The 8,108-nt window shown below is 48.4% G+C and carries 11 protein-coding genes; 7 read left to right on the top strand and 4 right to left on the bottom strand.

The annotated features are described in order from the left end of the window. The 3 genes from ACR2PX_RS22620 to ACR2PX_RS22610 all read right to left on the bottom strand — a co-directional run. Positions 1-225 (bottom strand): ISAzo13-like element transposase-related protein (locus ACR2PX_RS22620; protein ID WP_434001616.1); only part of this gene is annotated, 225 nt, incomplete at its 3' end. 16 nt (positions 226-241) lie between these two features. Beyond that, on the bottom strand, positions 242-514 hold the full coding sequence (locus tag ACR2PX_RS22615; protein ID WP_434001614.1) for a hypothetical protein: 273 nt from the start codon (positions 512-514) through the stop codon (positions 242-244). A 195-nt stretch (positions 515-709) separates the two neighbouring features. Further along, the gene (locus ACR2PX_RS22610) at positions 710-1,129 is read right to left on the bottom strand and encodes a hypothetical protein (protein WP_434001613.1); all 420 of its coding nucleotides are present in this window, start codon (positions 1,127-1,129) and stop codon (positions 710-712) included. 193 nt (positions 1,130-1,322) lie between these two features. On the opposite strand from ACR2PX_RS22610, the gene ACR2PX_RS22605 reads away from it, so the two are divergent. Next, a complete protein-coding gene (locus ACR2PX_RS22605; RefSeq protein ID WP_434001612.1) occupies positions 1,323-1,862 on the top strand; it encodes an isochorismatase family protein in 540 nt (179 codons plus the stop codon). A 49-nt stretch (positions 1,863-1,911) separates the two neighbouring features. Here ACR2PX_RS22605 and ACR2PX_RS22600 read toward each other — a convergent pair whose 3' ends face one another. Further along, positions 1,912-2,727 carry an inositol monophosphatase family protein gene (locus tag ACR2PX_RS22600; RefSeq protein WP_434001611.1) on the bottom strand — a complete coding sequence of 272 codons (816 nt, stop codon included), beginning with the start codon at positions 2,725-2,727 and terminating at the stop codon, positions 1,912-1,914. Between the two features lie 416 nt (positions 2,728-3,143). Here ACR2PX_RS22600 and trmJ point away from each other — a divergent pair, with 416 nt between their 5' ends. The 6 genes from trmJ to iscA all read left to right on the top strand — a co-directional run bounded on the left by trmJ (position 3,144) and on the right by iscA (position 7,794). Then, a complete protein-coding gene (gene trmJ, locus ACR2PX_RS22595; RefSeq protein WP_434001610.1) occupies positions 3,144-3,944 on the top strand; it encodes a tRNA (cytosine(32)/uridine(32)-2'-O)-methyltransferase TrmJ in 801 nt (266 codons plus the stop codon). A 60-nt stretch (positions 3,945-4,004) separates the two neighbouring features. Beyond that, positions 4,005-4,811, top strand: coding sequence for a serine O-acetyltransferase (cysE, locus tag ACR2PX_RS22590; protein ID WP_434001609.1), 807 nt, complete (start codon positions 4,005-4,007; stop codon positions 4,809-4,811). A gap of 392 nt (positions 4,812-5,203) precedes the next feature. Beyond that, on the top strand, positions 5,204-5,680 hold the full coding sequence (iscR, locus tag ACR2PX_RS22585) for a Fe-S cluster assembly transcriptional regulator IscR (protein ID WP_434001608.1): 477 nt from the start codon (positions 5,204-5,206) through the stop codon (positions 5,678-5,680). 87 nt (positions 5,681-5,767) lie between these two features. Continuing rightward, a complete protein-coding gene (locus ACR2PX_RS22580; protein ID WP_434001615.1) occupies positions 5,768-6,982 on the top strand; it encodes an IscS subfamily cysteine desulfurase in 1,215 nt (404 codons plus the stop codon). 27 nt (positions 6,983-7,009) lie between these two features. Continuing rightward, complete coding sequence (gene iscU, locus ACR2PX_RS22575) at positions 7,010-7,402, top strand: Fe-S cluster assembly scaffold IscU (protein WP_434001607.1); 393 nt, start codon at positions 7,010-7,012, stop codon at positions 7,400-7,402. A gap of 68 nt (positions 7,403-7,470) precedes the next feature. Beyond that, positions 7,471-7,794 carry an iron-sulfur cluster assembly protein IscA gene (gene iscA / locus ACR2PX_RS22570; protein WP_434001606.1) on the top strand — a complete coding sequence of 108 codons (324 nt, stop codon included), beginning with the start codon at positions 7,471-7,473 and terminating at the stop codon, positions 7,792-7,794. The last annotated feature ends 314 nt before the right edge of the window (positions 7,795-8,108 follow it).

Below are 8,108 nucleotides of genomic sequence, written 5' to 3'. Positions count from 1 at the left end.
CCGGGCAATATTCTCAAATTGGGCATTGCGATCTTTATGTTGCTTCATTGTTCGCTTTTTCTGTGGCTTACGACGTCTAAACCCAAGCGTATGGAGCAATTTCGAAACAACATTCTTGTTTGCAGGCGTACTGCTTTCTTGCAGCTTTTGGGAAATTTGTCTCCGGGAAAGGTTCGTCCATTTAACCTCCTGTCGCATCGGATCGCCTGCAGTGTGGTCTTTCAGAACAGAAAGAAAATTCTCAGCCAGCCGAGGAAATATCTGGGTCAGAGGTTTTCGGCCACCCCCTTTTTTTTCGCTGTCGCTCCGTATTGAGCGGCTCTTCTGCTTCCAGCTCTCGAATGCCGTGGGCTATAGTCTTTGGATCACATTTCAGCAGTCTCGAGACAAAATGAATACCACCATGACCTAATCTCTGAGCCTCAATAGCAGCATAGCGACGACGATCACGTTCATTGAGTGAGGCGTAAAAGCGAACCATACGACGCTTCATTTCAGCAGAATAATCACCCATTAGAGCCTTCCGAGGATGAAACAGAAACGGTAGGGATTTTCCTACATTTCAAACTTCAGGGAAACACGGAAATTATTTAGGGACAGTTCCTTAATGAGCAGATCGAGCTTCGGTCTTCAGAGCAAAAGAAGGTAAGGCTCATTTCAGAGGGAATGTGATCTATGTTATTCGAGTCTTGCCAGATTTTCTGATGATTCAAAGTGAGTTGCCGGTTAACTGTGCTTTGGTGAACGTGTTGTGCGCTGTATTCAAGGGGGAGTATTTTGTTTTTGTGAAATAAATGTGAATGATGCTGGTATCAAGATAAGGCCCTTCTCTGTAAAAGAGTTGAGAGGTGACGGTGTAGCTTGAATTGGGTGGGACGGTGATGTCTTGATAGTCAATGCTGGTGTGGGTTGTTTCGGATCCTTGAAAGCCATTCAGGTCAAGGGGTTTGTTGCTCATGTTTTTGAAAACATAAAGTAGCTTAGCTGATTCATCTCGTTGTCTTGATTCATAGATTGCTTTTGAGCAAGTTTCGTCGCTGCAGCTGCTTTCACTTGGAGTGCTGGAGTATGAAAGAGGAGTGGATAAATAAAGAGGGAAGGTGATAGCCCATAAATATAAATGTTTCATTGCTTTTGTGAATCTGTTTTGCGGGGAGGCATTAATATAGCGGCTGAAAATAAATTGGTATAACTGTTCTTTTTAGAGGTTTGGTTATTTTTACGGGAATTTAATAAGCTGCTTTTTGATTCTACCGGGTGATAAATATGTTTTTGAAGAAATATTTATTAAACTTGGGGCTCTACCGTTTTGAGGTGTCAGTATGCTGAGTCAAAATAATACTGCTCTGGTTGTTGTGGATGTTCAGGGCAAGCTTGCCACGTTAATGTATAAGCAGGAACGAATGCATGATGCGCTGGTGAGAATGGTCAAAGGGGCGCGAATGTTGGGGTTACCTGTTTTCTGGCTGGAGCAATTGCCTGAAAAGTTGGGGCGCACCACGCCTGTGCTTGCTGATGAGCTGAAAGGGGTAGTTTCTATGGCAAAAGCGTCGTTCAGTGGCTGTGGACAATCTGATTTCATGGCTTCGTTAAAGGCGTCCGGAAAAAAGCAGGTTTTACTGGCTGGGATTGAGGCTCATATCTGTGTTTATCAAACGGCTATAGAGTTAAGTGAGTCGGGTTATGAGGTGGAGGTGGTCGTGGATGCAACTTCTTCCAGATCCAAACATAACAAACGACTGGCGTTAGATAAGCTGGCAAGAAAGGGTGTTGAGTTGACCAGTGTTGAAATGGTGCTTTTTGAACTGATGAAAACAGCGGAGTGTGATGTTTTTCGGGATGTGGCGAAATTAGTGAAGTGATAATGGATCAAGAGAGAGCCTTATCCTGTCAGGATAAGGCTCTGTGGGCTCAGCGCCCCATGTTGGTATTGGCGAATGGACGAATACGTTGCAGTACTTCTTTGAAGCATTTCGGGTTGGCTGCCACGATCTGTCCTTTGTCCAGGAAGTCGTGTCCACCATTAAAGTCGCTGCACAAGCCTCCAGCTTCCTGAATCAGCAGGGAGCCGGCAGCCATATCGTAATTCTGCAAACCGAATTCCCAGAATGCATCCAGGCGGCCGCAAGCTACATAGGCCAGGTCCAGAGAGGCGGCGCCTGCACGACGGATGCCGGCAGTGTCACCCAGCAAAGAACGCATCATGTTCAGGTAGCCATCCAGATAATTCAGGTTGTTACCTGAAAAAGGAATGCCAGTCCCGATCAGGGCGCCTTCCAGACTTTTGCGGCCGCTTACGCGAATGCGTTTGCTGTTCAGAGTGGCGCCTTGCCCACGGCTGGCACAGAATGCCTCGTCGCGGATAGGGTCCAGAACAACAGCGTGCTCAATGCGGCCGCGATACTGACAAGCGATGGAAATGGCAAAAGTAGGGATGCCACGGATGAAATTGGTAGTGCCATCCAGTGGATCGATGATCCAGAGGTAGTCCTTACCTTCACCTTTGCCTTCAGTAAGGCCGGATTCTTCGCCAAAGAATCCATGGTCGGGGTACGCTTTCTTTAGCGCAGTGATGATGGCTTTCTCGGAGGCTCTGTCTACTTCTGTGACAAAGTCATTCCGATCTTTTGCCTGAACCTTGAGGCTTTCGAGGTCCTGGTGGGCGTGAAGAATAATTTCGGCGGCCGAGCGAGCTGCTCGCAGGGCCATATTCACCATGGGTTGCATAGGCTGGACTACGTCTGACTGTGAAAGATCAATATGCTGACCGAGGGGTACGGCAGCCTGGTACAGACTGGTTTCCTACTCCGGTATCAAAAGAACCGGGTATTAGGCCAGTGACTGGAAAATAGTCGGCGGAGTATAACAGATGTTTTTTGCGGTTAGAAACCTTTCGAGAAGCTTCGACGAGATTGATGTGAGTGAGGGGTATCGGGTTAAAGAAAAGCGAGTGTTATCTGCTTTACTGTTGATGTTGTGGAGCGCTCTCAGCTCGTGGCTGTTGAAATCGGTTTAGGTTACACTTGCCGATTCGATTGTTTTACGTCATGAAAGGTCTACTGATGCAGATTTGTAGTGCCTTTCATGGTTTTGATGAGCTAAGTTTTGGCTCCTTGTTGTTGATCCAAGCGAGATTTCTCCCAGTGAGTGACGCAGTCGCAATTGAGCCATCGGTGCTCGACAATATTTCCATTGTTCTGATTAATACGACCCATCCGGGTAATATTGGAGCGGCGGCAAGAGCTATGAAGACCATGGGGCTCAGCAAGCTGGTGCTGGTAGAACCCCTGGAATTTCCCTCGGGCAAGGCTTTTGCGCTGGCTTCCGGAGCTGATGATCTGCTGGCTAGTGCCAGGGTGGCGAGTACCCTGGAAGAAGCGGTGGCTGATTGTCATTTTGTGGTGGGTACCAGTGCCAGAGTTCGAGGTGTGTCATTGCCATTGGTGGATCCCCGGACTTGTGCTAACCAGATTCTGGGTGAGGCGGGTTCCGGTCAGATTGCTTTGGTGTTTGGCAGGGAAGATCGCGGAATGACGAATGAAGAGCTGCAGATGTGTCATCTTCAGGTGCATGTTCCCGCCAATCCGGATTTCAGCTCTCTGAATCTGGGGTCTGCTGTTCAGGTGATGGCCTACGAGCTAAGGATGGCCTGGTTGGCTATCACTCGTGGAGAAGTGCCTTTGCCTTCGCCCAGAGCCCATGATCTGGCATCTCAGGATGATGTAGAGCGTTTCTACGAACATTTATATAAGACGCTTGTTCAAATAGGCTTTCTTGAGCACAGCAGTCATGAGAAGATCATGGCCAAGCTCAGGCGTATGTATGGGCGCATTCGTCCAGACCGTGTTGAGCTGGGCATCCTCAGAGGTATTTTGTCAGAAACCGGCAAGTGTGCTGAAAAGGCTGACAAATCGGATGAGGCTGAAAGTGCTCAGAAGAAGTAAGCGTGCACATTAACAATAACAATCTGTGGAACCCAGAAGAAACAAGTGACGAACTGACCCATGTTTGAACGTTTAAAAGAAGACATAAGAACGGTAAAGGAACGTGATCCTGCCGCCCGGAGCACCTTTGAAGTTCTTACCAATTACCCCGGACTCCATGCTTTATTGTTGCATCGTGCAGCTCACAAGATCTGGAAGTCAGGGTTCTGTTGGCTGGGTCGAACATTGTCTACATTCAATCGCTGGTTGACCGGTATTGAAATACATCCTGGCGCTACCATAGGTCGACGCTTTTTTATCGACCACGGTATGGGAGTGGTGATTGGTGAAACGGCCATTATTCATGATGATGTAACCCTTTATCATGGTGTCACTCTGGGGGGAACTTCTCCCAATAGAGGCAAGAGTCACCCTTCAAACCAGGGTAAGCGTCACCCAACACTTGAGGAAGGTGTTGTGGTGGGTGCAGGTGCTAAAGTATTGGGTCCTTTTGTTGTTGGGGCTAATGCCAAAATCGGTTCCAATTCTGTCGTAGTTCGTGAAGTACCTGAAGGCGCCACCGTGGTTGGTATTCCGGGACGTATCGTTAAGAAGCGTGAAAAAGTGGACAGTCGACGCCAGCAGATGGCCGAAAAAATAGGCTTCGATGCCTATGCGGTAACTGAGGATATGCCTGATCCGACAGCAAATGCGATCTCGGCAATGCTGGATCATATGCAGGCAGTTGATGGCCGAATTGAGAAGCTCTGTCTGACGCTCAGGGAGAGAGGGCTTGATTGTGGTGACAAACAGCTTCCTGAGTTGAGAGAAGAGGATTTTGCGAGCGTTAAGTCTGACGCTGAGAGTGAAACACTCTCACATCCATGATTTTTCTTGGATGCGGAACGCCTCTTGTATACAATAGCGGCGGCTTATAAGCCGCTGCATTTTTAGAAGACTTTTTTGCTGGGAGGCAGCCTACTGAAAACGAACTTCTTCTAAGAAAACGTCTTTTGTTGATCTGACCTCATAAACTGCCGGACTCTCTCCAATCTCCTCTCTGTTTAGCCTGATATTAAGGCGGAAATGGCGCTCTCACGCTATTATTTATAATACTTGACTAAATTACTCGGGTATTTCATAATCCGCTCGAATGCTGATCCTGCCATGGTTTTTGAATGAACAGGGTGAATTGCTGCGCGGAACAAGTCGCAGAATCAGTGGATTGGATTCTTTAGATAATACCGGCTCTGGTCGGATAGTTCGGAGAGGGTGCCAACATGCGATTAACAACGAAAGGGCGCTATGCCGTAACCGCTATGTTGGATCTGGCCCTTCATGCAGGTGAAGGCCCGGTGGCGCTGGCTGATATTTCCGAGCGTCAGGGCATATCACTGTCCTATCTGGAGCAGCTGTTCTCACGTCTCCGTCGAGGAGATCTGGTGTGCAGTGTCCGTGGACCCGGTGGCGGTTACCGTTTGAGTCGTGATATCGATGAAATCTATGTGGCAGAAGTTATTGACGCGGTGAATGAGTCCGTTGATGCCACACGATGTCACGGCAGTGGCTCCTGTCAGAAAGGAGCCAAGTGTCTTACCCATGACCTCTGGCATGACCTCAGTCAGCAAATCCACGAGTTTCTCAGTGGTATCAGTCTTGCTGATCTGGTAGCCAGACGTGAAGTTCAGAATGTTGCTGTCCGTCAGGACGAGCAGCAGGGACTGAAAAACAAGAGCGCGATCAACAGCCTTCTTTGATGAGGAGGAGTGCACTTGATCGCAGGGACAAACAGCCTTGAGCGACTCGAACGACACAAGCGTTTTGAGCGCCTGGAGATGTACGGGATGAAACTACCTATTTACCTTGATTATTCAGCAACAACACCGTGTGACCCTCGTGTTGCTGAGAAAATGAGTCAATGTCTGTTGTCAGAAGGCAATTTCGGTAACCCTGCATCCCGTTCACATGTATTCGGCTGGAAAGCAGAAGAAGCTGTTGAAAATGCCCGCAGGCAGGTAGCAGACTTACTGAATGCTGATCCACGTGAAATTGTCTGGACTTCAGGTGCTACTGAATCAGACAACCTGGCCATTAAAGGTGTTGCGCACTTCTACAGCAAGAAGGGCAAGCACATCATTACTTCCAAAATTGAACATAAAGCGGTTCTGGATACCTGCCGCCAACTGGAGCGTGAAGGGTATGAAGTCACCTATCTTGAGCCTGGTTCAGACGGGGTAATTACACCGGAGCAGGTCAGTAATGCTCTGCGTGAAGATACAATCCTGGTTAGCCTGATGCACGTCAATAATGAAATTGGTGTGATTACGGATATTGCTGCCATCGGTGAAATTACCCGCGCTAAAAAAATCATGTTCCATGTGGATGCAGCGCAGAGCGTTGGCAAGCTGCCTATTGATCTTGAGAATCTCAAGGTCGATCTGCTGTCAGTGTCTGGCCATAAAATGTATGGCCCTAAAGGCATCGGTGTTCTTTATGTGCGACGCAAGCCGCGTGTTCGCATCGAAGCGCAGATCCATGGCGGTGGTCACGAGCGAGGAATGCGTTCGGGTACTCTGCCTACTCACCAGATTGTGGGTATTGGTGAAGCGGCCAGAATTGCCAAAGAAGAAATGGCGATCGATAACGATCATAGCTTGATGTTGCGTCAGCGGTTTTTGAACAGTATTTCCGATATGGAAGAAGTTCACGTGAACGGCAGTCTGGAACAGCGTGTGCCGGGCAATCTCAATGTCAGCTTTGCATTTGTAGAGGGTGAGTCGCTGATCATGTCTTTGAAAGACATAGCCGTATCTTCCGGTTCAGCTTGTACTTCTGCCAGTCTGGAGCCGTCCTATGTGCTGCGTGCACTGGGCGTTGTCGATGAACTGGCTCACAGTTCCCTGCGTTTCAGCTTTGGCCGTTTCACGACAGCTGAAGAAGTGGATTATGCCGCCACCCAGGTAAGACAGGCCGTAGAAAAACTGCGCGAGCTGTCACCTCTGTGGGACATGTATAAGGATGGCGTTGATCTGAGCACTGTTCAGTGGGTTGCGCACTAATATCGAATTGGGTGGGAGGAAAATATCATGGCATACAGTGAAAAGGTAATCGATCACTACGAGAACCCTCGCAATGTCGGCAAGCTGGATGACGACTCTGAAAAAGTGGGTACCGGTATGGTCGGCGCACCTGCCTGTGGCGACGTTATGCGTCTTCAGATCCAGGTGAGCGATGAGGGTGTGATTGAGGATGCCCGTTTTAAAACTTACGGGTGTGGTTCCGCTATAGCGTCCAGTTCTCTGGCGACTGAGTGGATGAAAGGCAAGACGCTGGAAGAAGCTGCAGAAATCAAAAACACAGATATTGCTGAAGAACTGGCTCTTCCTCCTGTGAAGATCCACTGTTCAGTACTGGCTGAAGATGCGATCAAGGCGGCGATAGACGATTATCGCACCAAGCACGGCGAATCGGCAGCCTGATCCTCAGGTCAGTCATTCAAGGGTGAGTGACCGACCTATTGGACTTATGTATTGAGTTGGAGTATTTCATGGCGATCACCATGACAGATGCCGCAGCCCGGCATATAAGGGATCAACTGAAAAAGCGTGGCAGAGGTGTTGGCATCCGTGTTGCGGTGCGAACCTCTGGCTGTTCGGGCATGGCTTATGTGCTGGAGTTCGTTGATGACGCGTCAAATGACGAGAATGCTTTTGAAAGTAAGGGCGTCAACATTTACTCTGATCAGAAAAGTCTGGTCTACCTTGATGGCACCGAGCTCGATTTCGTCAAGGAAGGGTTAAATGAAGGTTTTCAGTTCAACAACCCGAATGCATCCAGTGAATGTGGTTGTGGTGAGAGCTTCAACGTTTGAACTCTGACGTATAGTGACGTACATGCAGCCTGACCCCGCTCATTTTTGAATGCATTAAAAAGTCTTTCGTTGCTCAGGTGATGAAAGACTTTTTGTCATTGAGAGAGTCAGGAGACTGATCGGGTTGTCTACTCCCGGCCAGACTTTTGGGCTGTGAAGCATAATAATTACCGGGATATCTGTTGCTGTTCTAGGAGCCTGTCGGACTTATGCTTTCGAGCATAAATTTCAGTAGAACGAGTCGAATTATTCGATGGATTCGTGAGAATAGTTGACCTATTTAATCGAATTCATCGAATAATTGGGCCGTTCTT

Source organism: Endozoicomonas sp., from assembly GCF_051008435.1.
Lineage (GTDB): Bacteria > Pseudomonadota > Gammaproteobacteria > Pseudomonadales > Endozoicomonadaceae > Endozoicomonas_A.
This window is presented reverse-complemented; position numbering and strand designations above follow the sequence as displayed.

What these genes read in the sequence shown, in the direction of transcription:
- ACR2PX_RS22615 (WP_434001614.1), bottom strand. Translation starts at nt 514, where the DNA reads ATGGGTGATTATTCTGCTGAAATGAAGCGTCGTATGGTTCGCTTTTAC.
- ACR2PX_RS22610 (WP_434001613.1), bottom strand. Translation starts at nt 1,129, where the DNA reads ATGAAACATTTATATTTATGGGCTATCACCTTCCCTCTTTATTTATCC.
- ACR2PX_RS22605 (WP_434001612.1), top strand. Translation starts at nt 1,323, where the DNA reads ATGCTGAGTCAAAATAATACTGCTCTGGTTGTTGTGGATGTTCAGGGC.
- ACR2PX_RS22600 (WP_434001611.1), bottom strand. Translation starts at nt 2,727, where the DNA reads ATGCAACCCATGGTGAATATGGCCCTGCGAGCAGCTCGCTCGGCCGCC.
- cysE (WP_434001609.1), top strand. Translation starts at nt 4,005, where the DNA reads ATGTTTGAACGTTTAAAAGAAGACATAAGAACGGTAAAGGAACGTGAT.
- iscR (WP_434001608.1), top strand. Translation starts at nt 5,204, where the DNA reads ATGCGATTAACAACGAAAGGGCGCTATGCCGTAACCGCTATGTTGGAT.
- ACR2PX_RS22580 (WP_434001615.1), top strand. Translation starts at nt 5,768, where the DNA reads ATGAAACTACCTATTTACCTTGATTATTCAGCAACAACACCGTGTGAC.
- iscU (WP_434001607.1), top strand. Translation starts at nt 7,010, where the DNA reads ATGGCATACAGTGAAAAGGTAATCGATCACTACGAGAACCCTCGCAAT.
- iscA (WP_434001606.1), top strand. Translation starts at nt 7,471, where the DNA reads ATGGCGATCACCATGACAGATGCCGCAGCCCGGCATATAAGGGATCAA.